This is a genomic window from Halobaculum sp. MBLA0147, from assembly GCF_041361345.1.
In the GTDB taxonomy this organism is placed as follows: domain Archaea; phylum Halobacteriota; class Halobacteria; order Halobacteriales; family Haloferacaceae; genus JAHENP01.
The window spans coordinates 2,088,873-2,103,780 of sequence record NZ_JBGKAD010000001.1; the positions used below are offsets into that span (position 1 = coordinate 2,088,873).

Here is a 14,908-nt window from a genome sequence, read left to right on the forward strand (position 1 = left end):
GGTCGTGTCGTCGCTACGGTACTGTGGGCGTCACTTGACGACGTACGCCTAAGAGTCCCGCCTTCCTTCCCAGTCTCTGAGTGGTGAAGGTAATAGGAGTCGGTGACAGATCGGGGTTTCTCGCTCGTCTCGTGGTCGACGACGGCTTCGATGGGGTAGGGTCAGTCGGTCCGGTCGGTACGCCCGAGTCGTTCGTCCGGATCACCACCGCCTTTCTGGAGCGACTCCATCTTGAGTTCGAGTTCACCGTCTTCATTCTCGAAGACGGCGTCACTCTCGGCGATCGGCCGCGTCTCTTTCTCCGTGTCGTCTGTCATTGTGTCACAGTTGTCTGCCGAGGGTCAAGTACTCTTCGCGCGTCACGTAGTGTGCGAGAACACCGGCGATAGCGACAGCCATCACCGATGTCGAGACGGCAACCGGCCGATTCGGTGTCGCGACGAGAACGACACTCGCGGTCGCTGTGAACACGATGCCGACTAGAAAACTCGCCAGACATCGCTGGAAACGTCTGGCATTCGCCACGACGACGCCGTGGTTGCGCTCGACGGCCGAACTGTACCCACGCAGGAGGTGGTTCTTGTAGTCTGTCTGTGTCACTCGGTGTTCGGACATGAACGATCCGAGTTCCGAGGATGGCCCGTATTCGAACGTACTACTGAGATATGTGATAACCGCCTGTGTCAGCGCGACCGAGAGCGCGACGCCAGCGACCGCCGAGTGAGCAGTCAGCAGTAGTTCGTTCGTCTGTATCTCGGCACCGCTCCCGACGACGATCGAGACTGCGCTGAGGACGACACCGATCAGGAGTCCGATCAGCCGGGCGACTCGTGCTGCCTTTTGATCGATACTAGTGAGCGTCTCGACTTGCGTCTGTATCATCCGTTCGTACCGCCGTAAGAGATCTACTTCTGGTTCGAACTCCGTCGGGTCGCTCGTGGACATGTTCCCTGGCGGTTCGGAGACGAGAACGCCGACGGAGAAGTACGTACCAAATTGTGACACACTCGACGACTGTGTCACGAGAGGACGGCACCGACCAGGAAGTTCTCGATCACGTCGTGACCCACGCCGGTGAGGACGGACTCGGGGTGGAACTGGACACACTCCAGCGGGTACGACTCGTGGCGGACGCCCATCACGAGTTCCTCGCCGTCGTGGTCCGTCGTCGCGGTCACGTCGAAACAGTCCGGCACGTCCGTGGCGATCAGCGAGTGGTACCGGCCGGCCTGGAACCCCTGGTCGAGCCCGGCGAACACGCCCGCGCCGTCGTGCTCGACCGGGAACGCCTTCCCGTGGATCGGCTCGGGGGCGTGCCCGACGGTGCCGCCGAACTCGTAGACGGCCGCCTCCAGTCCGAGACAGACGCCCAGTGTCGGCACCTCCGGCGAGAGTTCGCGCAAGACGGGCATCGTCACGCCCACGTCGCGGTCGTTCTTCGGGTGGCCCGGCCCCGGACTGATCACGATCCCGTCCGGCTCGGCGGCACGCACGTCCGCGAGGTCGGCGGCGTTCTTGACCACCTCCGTCTCGACGGGGTCGCCGTCCGGGCGCTGCTCGCTGACGTACTCGACGATGTTGTACGTGAACGAGTCGTAGTTGTCGACGAAGACGATCCGCGTGCTCACGCGTCGTCACCTCCGGCGTCCGCGGCAGTGTCGTCGGGGTCGCCCGCTCTCGACGATCCACCCACGGTGTCGTCGCCCGCTCCCGACGACCCTCCCCCGTCGCCGCTCGCGGCACGCTCGCCCACGATCCGGTCGACGGCGTCCAACACGCCGCGCATCTTCTGTTCCGTCTCCTCGTACTCCGCGGTCGGGTCAGAGTCCGCGACGATCCCCGCGCCGGCTCTGACCGTCAGTTCGTCGTCTCCCGCCGCTCCCGTGTCGCCGTGGTCGACGGTCGCGGTGCGGATGACGATGGCGAGGTCGCTGTCGCCGGTCCACGAGAAGTAGCCGACGCCGCCGCCGTAGACGCCGCGTGGCGTCGCCTCCAACTCGTCGATAATCTCCATCGCGCGCACCTTCGGCGCGCCGGTCAGGGTGCCACGCGGGAACGTCGCCCGCGTCGCGTCGAAGGCGTCGGCGTCGGCCGCCAGCGTCCCCGTCACGGTGGACTCGATGTGCTGGACGTGGCTGTACTTCAACACGTCCATGAACTCCTCGACGCGGACCGACCCCGGCTCGCTCACCCGTCGCACGTCGTTGCGCGCCAGGTCGACCAACATCGTGTGTTCGGCCCGCTCCTTCTCGTCGGCGAGCATCTCGCCGGCCAGCCGCCGGTCCTCCACCGGCGAGGAGCCGCGCGGACAGGTGCCGGCGACCGGGTTCACCTCGACGTGGTCGCCCCGCACGGAGACGAGCGTCTCCGGCGACGCACCGATCACCGACCGGTCGCCGTGCTGGAGCAGGTACATGTACGGCGACGGGTTCACCGTCCGCAGCGACTCGTACAGCCCGAGGTCGTCGACGGCCCCCGACAGCGTTCGCGTCCGCGAGATCACACCCTGGTAGATCTCCCCGTCGAGCACGCGCCGTTTCGTCTCCTCGACGGCCGCCTCGTAGTCGGCCTGCGCGCCCGCCGTCTCGCCGGTGCGTTCGATCCCGCCGGGCGACGGCGGGTCGACGGCCGCCAGCGTCGCCTGCACCCGCTCGGCCTCGCTGCGGAGCTCGTCGTACACCGCACCGGGGTCGTCGTCGGGGGCCACGACCGGCGTACACACCAACTCGACGCTGTCCGTGTGGTCGTCGAACGTCAGCGTCTTCGTCGTGAGTAGGAACTCCGCGTCCGGCACGACCGGGTCCGGTCGCTCGACGCCCACCTCCGCGAGCGTCAGGTCGTACACCGCGTCGTACGCTAGGAACCCGACGAGCCCGCCGTCGAGCAGTTGGCGGTCCCGTTCTGGGAAGCCGACGCGGGCCACGTCCGGCAGCGCCGCCCGCACGCGGTCGAGTGTGTCGCCCTCGGCCACTTCGACGTACTCTGCCGCCGGCCCACGCTCGTCGACGGTGACGCCGTCCGGCCCGACGGCGACGACCGCCTCCGGGTCGTAGCCGACGAAGGAGAACCGCGCGTGGCGGTCCGCCGAGTCCCGCGCCGACGCGGGCGCGAACGCCCCGTCCGGGTCGGAACTGGGCACCTTCTCGGCGCTCTCCAGTAGGAACGAGTGGTCCGAGCGGTCGTCCAAGGCCGCGTACGCCGTCAGCGGCTCCACGTCCACGCGCAGTGTCGCGGCCGTCCGCACGACGACCGGGCCGTCCGTCGACTCGACGGCCGCGACGAACGACTCGCGCGAGTGGTCCAGCGTCGGCTCCGCCGACGTCGACACCGCACCGCCGTCCGGGCGTGCGGTCGAGTGGTCCGTCTGTGTCTCCGTCACCGGCTCGCCGGTGTCGCTCTCGGTGGTCGTCTCCGTCGGCTCGCGCGTCGCGTCTGTCGTGGGTGTCGTGTGGTCGTCGTCTGTCACGTGTGTCACCTCGCTGGTCCGTTCCGGTGCTCTCGTCGCCGTCCGCTACTCCGCCTCGTCGCCCGGTCGCGATCCGTCGTCCGTCTGGGGGCCGCTCCCCGTCTGCGGCTCGCCCCCGGCTCCCGATCCGCCGCCGGTATGCGACTCGCCGGTCGTTCCCGCCTCCGCACGCGGTGCGAGCGTCCCCTCGCTCACCGCGGGCTCGTCGAGTGCGCGCCCGGCGTTGCGGACGAACCGCGCGACGGCGGTGTGGTCCTTCGCGCCGCCGGACCGCTCGACGCCGCTGGCCACGTCGACGGCGAACGGCTCGGCGGCGCGGATCGCGTCGGCGACGTTCTCGGGGGTGAGCCCACCCGCGAGCACCACCGGCGAGGCGAGTTCTCGCGCCAACTCCCCCGTCGCGGTCCAGTCGTGTGTCTCGCCGGTACCGCCGGCACCGTCCTCGCTCGTCGAGTCGACGAGGATCGCGTCGGCGGCTTCGTCGATCTCGTGGGCGCGGTGTCGCTCCGTCGCGTCGACGACCGGTACCACCTGCGTCTCCGTCTCCGCGCGGACGTACCCCAGTTGGTCGGCGTCGAAGTCGGCGTGCAACTGGACCACGTCCGGCGCGACCGACCGCACCGTGTCGACGGCCGCCTCCGGCGTCTCCGGCATCGTGACGGCGACGCTCGTGAGGAACGGCGGCGTCCGTGCCGCCAGGTCGGCGGCCGTCGAGCGGTCGATCTCGCGGGGCGTGTCGGCGGACACGTCGGTGATCAACCCGACCGCGTCCGCGCCGGTCTCCACGACCGCGCGCAGGTCGATGGCGTTCGTCACGCCGCAGATCTTGACTCTGGTCATTACCCGTCCGTGGTGGTGCCGCGGTATTCAGCCTGCCCCTCTCCGTTCGCGACGGGTGGGTCGCTCGTGACGGCCGACTCGGGGGCGAGGGTCGGGCCGCGCCCGCGCGACGACCCGCGCGAGACGGCTCGCTCGTCCGGGGGGCGTGTGCGAGTCACGCCCGCAGCCGTTCGAGCACGTCCGCCGCGTCCCCGGAGTCGATGGCGTCCGCGGCGGCCGCGACGCCGTCTTCGAGCGACTCGGCCAGCCCGGCGACGTACACCGCCGCACCGGCGTTCGCGAGGATCACGTCCCGCTTCGGCCCGGTCACCTCGCCGCGGACGATCCCCTCGAGATCGGCCGCGTTCTCGTCCGGGGACCCGCCTGCGATCTCCGAGACGGGCGCCCGCTCCAACCCGAGGTCCGCCGGGGTGATCGTGTACTCCGTGACCTCGTCGCCGTCGATCTCCGCGACCGTCGTCTCCCCGTGGAGCGCGATCTCGTCGGCGCCGTCGCCGTGGACGACCAGCGCGCGCTCGGTCGGCATGTGGGTCAACGACTCCGCGATCTGCGGGACCAACGCCTCGCTGTAGACACCCAGCACCTGCGCGTCCGCACCGGCGGGGTTCGTCAGCGGGCCGAGTACGTTGAAGATCGTCCGCATCCCGAGTTCCTGCCGCGGGCCGATGACGGCCTTCATCGCCGGGTGGAAGACGGGAGCGAGCATGAACCCCATCCCGTCCTCCTCGATGTCGCGTTCCACGTCCGCCGGCTCCGCCTCCACGTCGACGCCGATGGCCTCCAACACGTCCGCGCTCCCCGACGGCGAGGAGACGCTGTAGTTGCCGTGTTTCGCGACGGTGACGCCCGCGCCGGCCGCGACGAACGCCGACGTGGTCGAGACGTTGATCGTGTCGAAGTCGTCGCCGCCGGTCCCGCAGGTGTCGACGAGCCGGTCCGCGTCCGGCTCGATCGTCCGCGCCGCCTCGCGCATCCCCTGCGCGAAGCCGGCGATCTCCGCCTCCGTCTCCCCCTTCGCGCGCAGCGCCGCCAGCAACGCGCCGATCTGTGCCTCCGTCGCCTCCTCGAAGACCAACGTCGAGGCCTCCCGCGCCTCCGCGACGGTCAGGTCCTCGCCGTCTGTCACCCGCTCGATGTAGTTCTGGAGTGTCATCTGTCTCACCGGTGTACGGTTCGGTCGTACGATGTACGAGTGTGTACATCGTCTTGAGGCTTTCGCGAGCGGGGGGAGGCTGGAAGTCGGACTACGCCAGCCTATCCCGCGAGAAACGCTCGAAGGTCGTCATCGAGGTCGACACACACGTTTATTTCGACACCTGGAGCGATCCCGTCAGGTGTGAGTGTCACGGTAGCCGTCTCTTCGTCTACCACCGATCCACTCTCGACGAGAGAGGCAGTGACGAAGTACTCTCCAGTACCTGCGGCCTCAAGTTGTCCTTCAAATTTGAACCCGTCGGCAGCGGCTGCGGCCTCGTTGAACCCGTTCAGTCGAACGGTACGTTTGAGTACTCGTCGCGTGCGGTCGTCGGACTCGTAGATCTCGAGGTCGACCCTGTGAGTTCGGTCACTGTTGTTTGTCACGACGAGGTCGCGACCCACTGAGTTGCCACCAGATTTCGGACCTGCACTCGCCGATCCAGTGTACCACCCAGTGATCGCGATTCCCGTTCCGACGGCACGTAGCATCTCTCGTCTGTCGATGTTATCTGTCATAACGGGTACACCTCACTTTTCGATGATGCCCTTCGAGCAGTCCGAGTACCGAATGGCGATGTTGTCTTGGCTTCCGTCGTGGTCGTCCTTGCAGTAGTTTTTCCCGCCGTCGACGGGACCCATGACGGTGTTCACCTTTCCGATGGATGTGTTGTACGTGTTCCCGCGCTGATGGTGGTTCCCCCCGTTTACCATCACGTTGTGCCCGACCTCGTGGAGGGTTGCCGCCATCGCTCTGAACGCGTCGTTCTTCGAGTGAAGTTTCGTGTAGCTGCTCGGCAGGTCGGCGAGAAACGCACCGCTTGAGACGGTCCCGTCGTCTCCCTTCACCTCGGAGTACCCGCCTCCGGGGATATCACCGTTGGTTATCAGTACGTTTGAATCGGCGACTCGAGCGTTGTTACACGACAGCCACTCATGCCACCACTGGAGTAGAGAGTCGTAGCTCTTCTTGGTCCCGTCGGAGAAACACGGGCGTTCTGCCTCGAACGACGGACGGCAGGCCTGCTGTGGTGCTTTTACTGTTTGGGACCCGAGCGTCACCGAAGCCGTCTCTCCACTGATGTTGCTGAACGCGCCTTCAATGTATGTCTTGGCACGTTTGAGTGGCGTTTCCCCGTGGTTGTTGAAGTTCTCTCTACTCTGCCAGAGCCGTATCTTCCACTCCGACATGCGGATACTAGTTTATTTTACTGTATATTAACATTTTCTAGCTATAACAGAGATACCAGAGACCAACAATGGATATGATGATATGAGAAAAGACAAAAAATACTTTACCAAGGTAGATAACCACTACTGTATGCCTGCAAGTAGACGTCAGATCCTATCGTGTATGGCGTCCGGCTGCCTCGCCGCATTGTCCGGATGTCTCTCGGACAGTAACGAAGACAGTGGGACAGATACAACAGCAGAGGAAAGTTCAACAGATGATGGTCCCGACTCACGAACAGAGTCAGATGTGCGGAGAACACGTTCCCCTCCTTTCGAACGATTAAACCCGTCGGATGCACCGACGAGGTGTCTCCGGTTCGACTACAGCTCCTACGCGACGACGCCGATGCCGTCTCCGACGCCGACGGTGCCGTCGGCCGACGCGGACGCGGTCGCACTCGCGAGTGCGTTCGAGCAGACCTACCTCCACTACTGGGCCGTGACGGAGTACGGGCCGCTCGACGAGGCAGAGACCGGTGACGACCGCGAGACGGCGACTGCCAGCGAGACGGCGGACCCGACACCGAACGCGCCGGCGTACCCGACGGTCGAGCGGGAGACCGAACGACGCGACGTACTCCAGCGGACCGCGGACGGCGTCGTCGTCCGGCTCCAGTACCGCCGACGCGTCGTCGAGACGGCCGAGACCTCGCGCCGGACGGTCGTCTACTACCTCACCGACGCGGTCGCCGTCCGCGCCGCGACGGCGGGCTACGTGACCCCCGGCCCGCACCCGACCCGAGACGGCGTCCGGCTGACGTGTGCGGAGTGACGGGTCAGTACCCGAGGTAGTCGTTCAACTCGGCGAACTGCTCGGGCGAGAGGATCACCTCTGCCGTGACCCCGGAGAGTCGTTCGAAGTCGTCGTCGAGGGTCAACAGCGTCTCGACGCCGTGGTCGACCGCCACCTCGGCGTAGTAGCCGTCCCACCCGTCGACGTTCAGCTCGCTCGCCCGGTCTAACCCCGCAGAGACTGCCCGCTCCGTGGGTCCCTCGACCCAGTGAATCCGTCGCGACCGGAGGAAGTTCTGTAGCACGCGCGAGGCGCGCTCGTTCGAGAAGCCGTAGTACGCGGTCAGTGCGTTGTGTGCTCCGAAGACAGACGTGTACGGGACGACGGCGTCGATGTCGCCGGTCACGGCACGGCGGACGTACGACAGTGCCGCCTCGCGGACGGGTGCCTCGGAGTGTGCCAGCGCCGTCACCCCGACGTCGAACAGGTACGGCCCGTCACTCATCGGTACCGGGTCCACCGGTCTCGGTCGCGTCACCGTCGGTGTCGTCGCCGTCCACTTCGCTGCCGTCTGCCTCGTCACCGCCCGCCTCGTCACTGCCCGCCTCGTCGCGGTCCACCGCCCCGTCACCGTTCGTCTCGTCGTCGTCGGCGGCCGCCTCGCGGATCGTGTCCACCTGGTCGCGCGCTCGCGGGTCGAGGTCCTCGTACGGTGTCGGGTCTCGGTCCGGTGCGCCCTCCAGCAGCGACTCCATCCGGTCGAGGATCTCCTCGGGATCGTCCTCCGGTTCGACGACCGCGACCCCGTCCTGCTCGCGGACCGTCACCTCGGTCCCGGGAGCGAGCCCGAGTCGTTCCCGTACCTCCTGCGGGAGGACGACTCGTCCCTTGGCGTCGACCGTCACCATACTCCCACCTTCCGTGGGAACGGTGTTAGGTGTTGTGCCCGCGAGGACCGACAGAGGCGTCTCTCGTGAGGAAGCGAGTCGATCGGTCGGTACTCTCCCGTCCACCACGTGTCGACCATGTCCCTCGCTCCCACGAGGATAGAGTGAAACGACCGAGAAAGTACCACTCACCCGAGAGTCACACTACCGGTAGATCTATTACAACCTCTTACATTCCTCTACACGTGCCGATCGGAATCGACCAGTTCGACGACGCACCCGGAGAGACACTCGAGATCCAGACGGGGACGAACGCACACACCATCCTCTCGTTCCTCGCGGAGCACCGCGACCAGGCGTTCACGCAGAGTGAGATCCGCGAGAGGACCGGCGTCGCACGTGGGAGTGTCGGGACGACGCTCTCGCGACTCGAAGATCGCGGGCTCGTTCGACACCGCGGTCGGTACTGGGCACTCGCCGAAGACGACCGTCTCGCCGCGTTCGCCGCACAAACCGCCGCGAGCTCGGCCTCGACGACGGACGACTACTACTCGGAGGGGTGACCGTGTACGAACGTGGTGCTGTCGTGCGAGGGCCGGACGTGTTCGGCGGTCACAGCTACCGACCTTGGGTGACACTGACCGATCGAAGTCACCCGTTCGAGGACGAGGAAGGACTCTACGCGGCCGTGACGACGACACGGCGCTCGGTCGCCGTTCCGCTCGCAGCCGACGACTTCGTGTCCGGTGGTCTCCCGCGAGAGAGCTACGTCAACCCGTGGGCAATCACGACGATCAAAGACACCGACGTGGACGGTGTCGAAGGACACCTGACCGACGAGGCGACCGAACGCATCGCGCGGGCTGCCGCCGGGTATCTCGGTATCGAGAGCTGATCACAGCCTGCTACAACCCGTACAGCGCCTCGAACTTCTCCTCGGCGTACGCGAGGAAGTACTCGGCCGTCAGCGGCTCGCCGGTGGCGCGTTCGACCAACTCGTCGGTGGTGTACCGACGGCCGTGCGCGTGGACGTGCTCGGTCAGCCAGTCCCACAGCGGCTGGAACTCCCCGTCGCGGATCAGGCCGTCCACGTCCAACTCCCGGCGCATCGCGTGGTCGAGTTGCGCCGCGAGCACCGAGCCGACGGTGTAACCGTGGAACGCCGCGAACCCGCCGGACCAGTGGATGTCCTGGAGACACCCCTCCGTGTCCGTCTCCGGCGCGAACCCGAGGTACTCCTCGTGGCGCTCGTTCCACAGCCGGGGGATCTCGTCGGCGTCGATCTCGCCCGAGACGAACGCCTCGCCGACCTCGGCTCGGAGGAGAACGTGCAGGTGGTAGGTGAGTTCGTCCGCCTCGACGCGGATCGGGTTGTCCGGGTAGATCCGGTTGGCGGCCGCGTACGCCTCGTCGACGGTCACGTCGTCGATCCCGTCGAGGTGCCGCTTCGCCTCCGGGAGGAAGAACTCCCAGAACGCCCGCGTCCGGCCGACGTGGTTCTCCCAGAACCGCGACTGACTCTCGTGGACGCCGCTGCCCATCGCCTGTCCCAGTGGCTCGCCGTAGTCCTCCTGTGGCAGTCCGAGTTGGTAGCTCGCGTGTCCGAACTCGTGGATCGTCGCCGTCAGCGCGTCCAGCGGGTCCTCGGGCTGGTACCGCGTCGTCACCCGCGAGTCGAACTGCGTCCCGGCGGTAAACGGGTGGGGCGAGGTGTCGAGGCGCCCACGATCCTCCGGGTAGCCGAGCGCGTCGAGGGCCGCCTCCGAGAGTGCTTCCTGTTCCGCCTCCGAGAACGGCCCGGCGTCGCGGAACGGCGTCGGTAGCTCTCGGCCTTCGCGTTCGATCCGTTCGATCAGTGGCACCAGCCCGTCGCGGAGGTCGGCGAAGATCTCCTCGACGCGATCGAGCGAGAGGTGCGGGAGACCGTCGTCGAACATCACCTCGTAGGCGGGCGTGTCGGGGTCGATCGCGGCGGCGCGCTCGCGGTGGAGGTCCCGTAGCCGTTCGAGCGTGGGTGCGAAGTGCGCGAAGTCGTCCTCGGCCTTCGCCGTCTGCCACACCTCCTGTGCCTCCGTGCCGGTCTCCGTGAGTCGCTCGATCAACTCGTCGGGGACCCTGGCGTTGCGGTCGTACCGCCGTCGGATCTCGCGGACCGTCGCCGCCCGTGCCTCGTCGAGGGCGGTCGTGTCGGTCGCGTCGCCCGTGTCGGCGTCGATCGCGTCCAGTGCCTCACCCACTGCGGGACTCGTGAGCGTCTCGTGGGCGACCGTCGACAGGGCCGCGGACTGTTTCGACCGCGCCGGTGTCCCACCGCTGGGCATCGTCACCTGTTGGTCCCAGTGGAGCACCTGTCCGGCGTCTTCGAGGTACGTCGCTCGTCGGTAGTGGTCGAGCAGTTCCTCGTACGCCGCCGACGGGTCCGTCGGCGCGTCGGTCGTCTCCGTGTCTGTGGGGTCGGCCGCGTCCGTCTCGGGGTCGTCGGTAGACATCGTGGTGTGTTCGCAGACGACGGGCCCCGACAAGAACGTGGGGGCTGCGGCGGCTCTCGGTCACCACTGCCGACTGTCACCGCACGACGCGGGGGCCGTCTCGGGACTCGGCTCGGTCCTCGTCGGGGGGCGCCCACAGTGTCGCCCACGAGAGGAACCCGGTGTCGTCCGTGTCGAGTCGTGGCTGGCGGACAGAGTCACCCGTCGCACCACCGCCATCCGCCGGTCCGTCGTCGGCGCCGGTCGGGAGCAGGTCGGCCACGACGCCGTCCGACGCGTCCGGCGGAGTGAGCTGGACCGCCGGCGCGCGGTCGACCGGACGGAGTCGGTACCGTGCGTACACCGCCGGTGCGACGCCGTACGCGGGCCACTCCGGTGTCGTCGTCCACCCGCGAATCCGGTACCGCTCGCCGTCGACGGCCACGACGCGGCCGACGAGTCGGTGACTCAGTCCGATCGGGTAGTAGTCGCGCACCGGGTCGTCCGGGCTCCGTGCGTCACCCGCGAGGACTCGGCGCACGACCGACTGCGCGACCGGACCGAGCGCGGACAACGGCGTCGTCTCGGCGGTCGCGTCGACGACCGTGTCGTACCAGTAGCGTTGCCGACTCGCGGCCGCCGCGACTCCGTGGAACGCGTACGTCGTCGCGTCGATCCGGACGGTGTCGATTCGTGTCTGTGGGAAGAACGCGCCGTGGGCCGTCGTCCGGACGGCGTGTTCGTCGTACGCCGGCAACCCGTCGGTGACTCGCGTGACGGGGCCGTCGGCGCCAACGACGCGTTCGAGGAGCGCCCACTGCACACGCGGGACGACGCGGACGGTGGGCGTCCCGTCGAGAGCGGCAGGCGCGACGGCCACCGGTGTCGACGTGGTGTCGGTCGGCGACTCGGCGGTGGCGTCGCTCCCCGTCGCGGTCGTCGCCTCGGCGTCGTCCGTCGCCGACGGTCGTCGCTCCGACCGTCGCGTCCGCGACCGGGCCGGCGCGCGCTCGGTGTCGGACGTGCCGCCGCGCGACCCGCACCCGGCGACACCCCCGCACAGTGCCGTCCCGGCCGCCGCGAGTAGTCGGCGTCTGTCCACGGCGGTCCTCGCGAGCCGTCCGGTAAACGTCTTCTGTGGCTCGGACGTGTCGACGGAGACGGTTACGGCCGTCGGTGTGGATCGACTGCAACGTATTTCAGCGAACACTGAAGCCCCGGCCGGCCGAGGGTGGCGTGTGTTCGAGATTCGGCCCTTCGAGCGCGGCGACGCCGCGGCAGTGTGGCGCGTCCACGAACGCGCCTTCCGCGCCTCGCCGCTCCCGTTCGTCGACGACCCGGCGCTGGATCGGGACCTCCGGAACCCGACGGCGCACTACCTGCCCGGCCCCGGCACGCTGGTTGTGGGTGTCCACCGCGAGTCCGCGTCCGCCGACGGCGAACTCGTCGCCCTCGGCGCCTCCGAACCGGTCGACGCGACGACAGTGGAGTTTCGGCGCCTCCGCGTCGACCCCGACTACCAGCGCCGCGGCTACGCGAGTCGGCTGCTCGACCGGCTCCGGGCTCGTGCCGTCGCGGACGGCTTCGAGACGGTGGTGTTGTCGACCGACGAGCGACTGCGGGCGGCGCGTGCGCTGTACGAGTCCCGCGGCTACGAACGGGTCGCGACGGACTGCAGCGAGCGGTGTGGGATCGAGTACCGGCGGTCGCTCGATCCAGAAAAGAGGTGACGCTCTGCGTGCGCGATAACAGGGGTACCTCACAGGTGGTTCGGCTGAACCCTGCTCGGCGGCGGATCGTACCGCCACCCGCCGAGACTGCCTCACCTCACAACGGGTTCGTCTGGAACGTTGAGGTGCCGCCGATGGTGGTCGTCACGCACCGTGCTTCAACCTCACAACGGGTTCGTCTGCAACCTGACGACGGTGATGGTCGTCTCGGACGGTGTACTCGCTTCAACCCCACGACGGGTTCGTCTGTGACAGTGCTAGTTCAAGCACCTGGTATGTTGTTGTATTTCGCATATTATAAATGTTTCGACTACACGCAATCATCCCCACAACCCCCGGGGGTCGACGGAGATCACCAGGGTTCGTCCTTCAGTCCGAGCCAGTAGGCGACGACGTTCGTCCCGACGTGGAGCGCGGGCGTGACGACGGCGACGACCAGCAGTCGTCCGGGCGTGAACGTCGTCGCGAACCACCCGCCGGCGAGCAGCGCCGCACACGCCAGCGCGCCGACGACGAAGTCGAGTTGGTCGAGCCCGGGGAAGGCGGCCCCGCGCTCGCGGCCGCTGCGACGTTTGAGGAACGACGCCGCCACGTCGCCGGCCATCGCACCCGCCGCGAGCCCGACGGCGGCCGCCAGCGGGAACCGCGGGAGCGCGACGCCGACCGTGTCGCCGACCGGCCCCGCGACGCCGTTGGCGACCAGCGCGAGGGCGACACCCGCGAGGGTGCCGACGAGAGTGCCGCGCCACGTCTTCCCGTCGCCGAGCAGCCGGCGGTCCCCCATCGTCCGCCCGCCGTCGATGGGGCGGCCGCCACCCGCGAGGACGGCCGCGTTGTTCGGGACGTACGCGGGTAACATCGCCCACAGCGCACCGGCGACGACGGAGACGAGCATACCCGAGGGTCCGTGGGCGTGGGTTAAGATCCGACGATTCGCGTCCGAGCGGCGATCCGACCGTCCGTAGCTTCGGCTCGACTCCGGTTGGACTCCGCCTGGACTCCGGTTCGGCCCTGGCTCGGCTCCTGCTCGACTTCGGCTCGGCTCCGGCTGGACTCCGCCTCAGCTCCGACTCAGGCCCGGGATCGAGTCCTGCACCAGGTCGCGAGCGAGCCCGGCGACCAACGGCACGTCGTCGAACGTGAGCAGACTCGCGATGGCGCGGAGACTCCCACTGTTGGCGCGCTGGAGCGTGTCGTGGCCGAGTCGGCGCAGGTCGGCCATCAGCTTGTCGTACCGCTCGTTGGAGCCGCGGTACAGCAACTCCGTCATCAACAGCCGGGTCCGCATGTTCGGCGCGACCTCCGAGTGCCAGAGGTCGTCGTAGACGCTCATCATCTCCGCGGAGGTGTCCGGCTCCCCCGTCAGGGCGCTGTCGGCCGTCGCGGCTGCCATCCGCCCGGAGCGCATGCACTTGTCGATCCCCTCGCCCCACAGCGGGTCGACCGTCGGGACGGTGTCGCCGATGGCCATGAACCCGCCCGTCGACAGTGTGTCGGGCATCTGGATGTGTGCGGAGCCGCGGTGTTGTTTCCCCTCGATCCGCTCGGCGTCCTCGAAGCGGGGGTCCGTCTCCATCCAGTACTCGAGGTAGTCGTCGATCCGGAAGTCGTCGCGGGCGTTCTGGCGGTGACTCTCGTTTTGGATGTAACAGACGCCGACCTTCGCCTCGCTGCCGCCGGTGTGGAACACCCACGAGTAGCCGCCGGGCGCGAGGTCGTGGTCGAGTCGCAACATCATCGCGTCCGTCAGGTCCGCGTACTCCGGGTGGTCCACGTCGATGCCACGGAGTTCGTACTCCACGCCGATGGCCTGCCGCTCGCGCTTGAGGTCACACACGTCCAGCTTCCGGGCGAGCGGGGCCGCCGGGCCGGTGGCGTCGATCACCACGTCGGCGAGCACCTCCTCGTCGCCGTTGTACCGGACACCGACCGCCTTCCCGTCGTCGCGGATCGGTGCCGTCGCGCGGGCGTCGAACCGCACGTCGGCGCCGTCGTCGCGCGCGTCCGCGACGAGCCACTGCTTGTACTCCGCGAACTCCAGGACGGCTCCGGTCTGGTCGCGGACGAAGTGGTCGTTGGGCGACTCCAAGACGACCTCGTCGGTGTAGTTCATGACGACCTCGTCGGGGATGCCGAACGAGGACATCGTGGAGGGGAACGTGCCGGCCGTCGACTTGTTCGAGCCCGCCGGGAACTCGGCTTCACCCTCGGCTTCCAAGAGCAGTACGTCGTAGTTCCGTGCCGCGAGGTCGCGTGCGCACTGGCCACCCGCCGGGCCGGCGCCCGCGATCACGACGTCGTAGTGTTCGGTCATGATGGAGATGCGTCGAGAGAGTCTCTTCGCTCGTACACAGGCT

Annotated in this window: 17 protein-coding genes and 1 pseudogene; 5 read left to right on the forward strand and 13 right to left on the reverse strand. The window is 67.9% G+C overall.

Annotated features, from left to right (window positions below; all coding sequences use genetic code 11):
- Positions 1-161: 161 nt before the first annotated feature.
- The 6 genes and pseudogenes from RYH80_RS09905 to trpD all read right to left on the reverse strand — a co-directional run bounded on the left by RYH80_RS09905 (position 162) and on the right by trpD (position 5,459).
- On the reverse strand, positions 162-317 hold the full coding sequence (locus RYH80_RS09905; RefSeq protein WP_370903705.1) for a hypothetical protein: 156 nt from the start codon (positions 315-317) through the stop codon (positions 162-164).
- Between the two features lie 4 nt (positions 318-321).
- Complete coding sequence (locus tag RYH80_RS09910; RefSeq protein ID WP_370903706.1) at positions 322-945, reverse strand: hypothetical protein; 624 nt, start codon at positions 943-945, stop codon at positions 322-324.
- A gap of 74 nt (positions 946-1,019) precedes the next feature.
- Positions 1,020-1,628, reverse strand: coding sequence for an anthranilate synthase component II (gene trpG / locus RYH80_RS09915; RefSeq protein WP_370903707.1), 609 nt, complete (start codon positions 1,626-1,628; stop codon positions 1,020-1,022).
- Positions 1,625-3,328 carry an anthranilate synthase component I gene (trpE, locus tag RYH80_RS09920; RefSeq protein ID WP_370904698.1) on the reverse strand — a complete coding sequence of 568 codons (1,704 nt, stop codon included), beginning with the start codon at positions 3,326-3,328 and terminating at the stop codon, positions 1,625-1,627. Before trpE ends, trpG begins: the two co-directional genes overlap by 4 nt.
- Before the next feature lie 342 nt (positions 3,329-3,670).
- A pseudogene (locus RYH80_RS09925) lies at positions 3,671-4,306 on the reverse strand (phosphoribosylanthranilate isomerase); the annotation flags it as partial.
- A 154-nt stretch (positions 4,307-4,460) separates the two neighbouring features.
- Entirely contained in the window at positions 4,461-5,459 is a 999-nt protein-coding gene (gene trpD, locus RYH80_RS09930) for an anthranilate phosphoribosyltransferase (protein WP_370903709.1), read from the reverse strand.
- A 41-nt stretch (positions 5,460-5,500) separates the two neighbouring features.
- Here trpD and RYH80_RS09935 point away from each other — a divergent pair, with 41 nt between their 5' ends.
- Positions 5,501-5,908 (forward strand): hypothetical protein, encoded by a 408-nt coding sequence (locus RYH80_RS09935; protein ID WP_370903710.1) that lies wholly within the window; start codon positions 5,501-5,503, stop codon positions 5,906-5,908.
- A 123-nt stretch (positions 5,909-6,031) separates the two neighbouring features.
- On the opposite strand, the gene RYH80_RS09940 is transcribed toward RYH80_RS09935, so the two are convergent.
- Positions 6,032-6,691 carry a hypothetical protein gene (locus tag RYH80_RS09940; protein WP_370903711.1) on the reverse strand — a complete coding sequence of 220 codons (660 nt, stop codon included), beginning with the start codon at positions 6,689-6,691 and terminating at the stop codon, positions 6,032-6,034.
- 388 nt (positions 6,692-7,079) lie between these two features.
- Between RYH80_RS09940 and RYH80_RS09945 the strand changes: the two genes are divergently transcribed.
- Entirely contained in the window at positions 7,080-7,505 is a 426-nt protein-coding gene (locus RYH80_RS09945; protein ID WP_370903712.1) for a hypothetical protein, read from the forward strand.
- Between the two features lie 4 nt (positions 7,506-7,509).
- Here RYH80_RS09945 and RYH80_RS09950 read toward each other — a convergent pair whose 3' ends face one another.
- Both RYH80_RS09950 and RYH80_RS09955 read right to left on the reverse strand, forming a co-directional pair.
- Entirely contained in the window at positions 7,510-7,971 is a 462-nt protein-coding gene (locus RYH80_RS09950) for a type II toxin-antitoxin system VapC family toxin (RefSeq protein WP_370903713.1), read from the reverse strand.
- Positions 7,964-8,374: an AbrB/MazE/SpoVT family DNA-binding domain-containing protein gene (locus RYH80_RS09955; protein ID WP_370903714.1), complete on the reverse strand. Its 411-nt coding sequence runs from the start codon at positions 8,372-8,374 to the stop codon at positions 7,964-7,966. The genes RYH80_RS09950 and RYH80_RS09955 overlap by 8 nt, the downstream gene beginning before the upstream one ends.
- 224 nt (positions 8,375-8,598) lie before the next feature.
- Between RYH80_RS09955 and RYH80_RS09960 the strand changes: the two genes are divergently transcribed.
- A complete protein-coding gene (locus tag RYH80_RS09960; protein WP_370903716.1) occupies positions 8,599-8,916 on the forward strand; it encodes a helix-turn-helix transcriptional regulator in 318 nt (105 codons plus the stop codon).
- Between the two features lie 2 nt (positions 8,917-8,918).
- On the forward strand, positions 8,919-9,248 hold the full coding sequence (locus RYH80_RS09965) for a hypothetical protein (protein WP_370903717.1): 330 nt from the start codon (positions 8,919-8,921) through the stop codon (positions 9,246-9,248).
- A gap of 10 nt (positions 9,249-9,258) precedes the next feature.
- Here the strand turns inward: RYH80_RS09965 and RYH80_RS09970 are convergent, their stop codons facing one another.
- Positions 9,259-10,842, reverse strand: a complete 1,584-nt coding sequence (locus RYH80_RS09970; protein WP_370903718.1) for a carboxypeptidase M32 — start codon at positions 10,840-10,842, stop codon at positions 9,259-9,261.
- A gap of 76 nt (positions 10,843-10,918) precedes the next feature.
- Positions 10,919-11,923 (reverse strand): hypothetical protein, encoded by a 1,005-nt coding sequence (locus RYH80_RS09975; protein WP_370903719.1) that lies wholly within the window; start codon positions 11,921-11,923, stop codon positions 10,919-10,921.
- A gap of 136 nt (positions 11,924-12,059) precedes the next feature.
- Here RYH80_RS09975 and RYH80_RS09980 point away from each other — a divergent pair, with 136 nt between their 5' ends.
- Positions 12,060-12,551: a GNAT family N-acetyltransferase gene (locus tag RYH80_RS09980; protein ID WP_370903720.1), complete on the forward strand. Its 492-nt coding sequence runs from the start codon at positions 12,060-12,062 to the stop codon at positions 12,549-12,551.
- Between the two features lie 352 nt (positions 12,552-12,903).
- Here RYH80_RS09980 and RYH80_RS09985 read toward each other — a convergent pair whose 3' ends face one another.
- Together RYH80_RS09985 and RYH80_RS09990 are read right to left on the reverse strand one after the other, a co-directional pair.
- Entirely contained in the window at positions 12,904-13,446 is a 543-nt protein-coding gene (locus tag RYH80_RS09985; protein ID WP_370903721.1) for a CDP-2,3-bis-(O-geranylgeranyl)-sn-glycerol synthase, read from the reverse strand.
- A 165-nt stretch (positions 13,447-13,611) separates the two neighbouring features.
- Complete coding sequence (locus tag RYH80_RS09990) at positions 13,612-14,865, reverse strand: digeranylgeranylglycerophospholipid reductase (RefSeq protein ID WP_370903722.1); 1,254 nt, start codon at positions 14,863-14,865, stop codon at positions 13,612-13,614.
- Positions 14,866-14,908 lie beyond the last annotated feature (43 nt).

What these genes read in the sequence shown, in the direction of transcription:
- trpD (WP_370903709.1), bottom strand. Translation starts at nt 5,459, where the DNA reads ATGACACTCCAGAACTACATCGAGCGGGTGACAGACGGCGAGGACCTG.
- RYH80_RS09970 (WP_370903718.1), bottom strand. Translation starts at nt 10,842, where the DNA reads ATGTCTACCGACGACCCCGAGACGGACGCGGCCGACCCCACAGACACG.
- RYH80_RS09940 (WP_370903711.1), bottom strand. Translation starts at nt 6,691, where the DNA reads ATGTCGGAGTGGAAGATACGGCTCTGGCAGAGTAGAGAGAACTTCAAC.
- RYH80_RS09985 (WP_370903721.1), bottom strand. Translation starts at nt 13,446, where the DNA reads ATGCTCGTCTCCGTCGTCGCCGGTGCGCTGTGGGCGATGTTACCCGCG.
- RYH80_RS09950 (WP_370903713.1), bottom strand. Translation starts at nt 7,971, where the DNA reads ATGAGTGACGGGCCGTACCTGTTCGACGTCGGGGTGACGGCGCTGGCA.
- RYH80_RS09990 (WP_370903722.1), bottom strand. Translation starts at nt 14,865, where the DNA reads ATGACCGAACACTACGACGTCGTGATCGCGGGCGCCGGCCCGGCGGGT.
- RYH80_RS09905 (WP_370903705.1), bottom strand. Translation starts at nt 317, where the DNA reads ATGACAGACGACACGGAGAAAGAGACGCGGCCGATCGCCGAGAGTGAC.
- RYH80_RS09910 (WP_370903706.1), bottom strand. Translation starts at nt 945, where the DNA reads ATGTCCACGAGCGACCCGACGGAGTTCGAACCAGAAGTAGATCTCTTA.
- RYH80_RS09945 (WP_370903712.1), top strand. Translation starts at nt 7,080, where the DNA reads ATGCCGTCTCCGACGCCGACGGTGCCGTCGGCCGACGCGGACGCGGTC.
- RYH80_RS09955 (WP_370903714.1), bottom strand. Translation starts at nt 8,374, where the DNA reads ATGGTGACGGTCGACGCCAAGGGACGAGTCGTCCTCCCGCAGGAGGTA.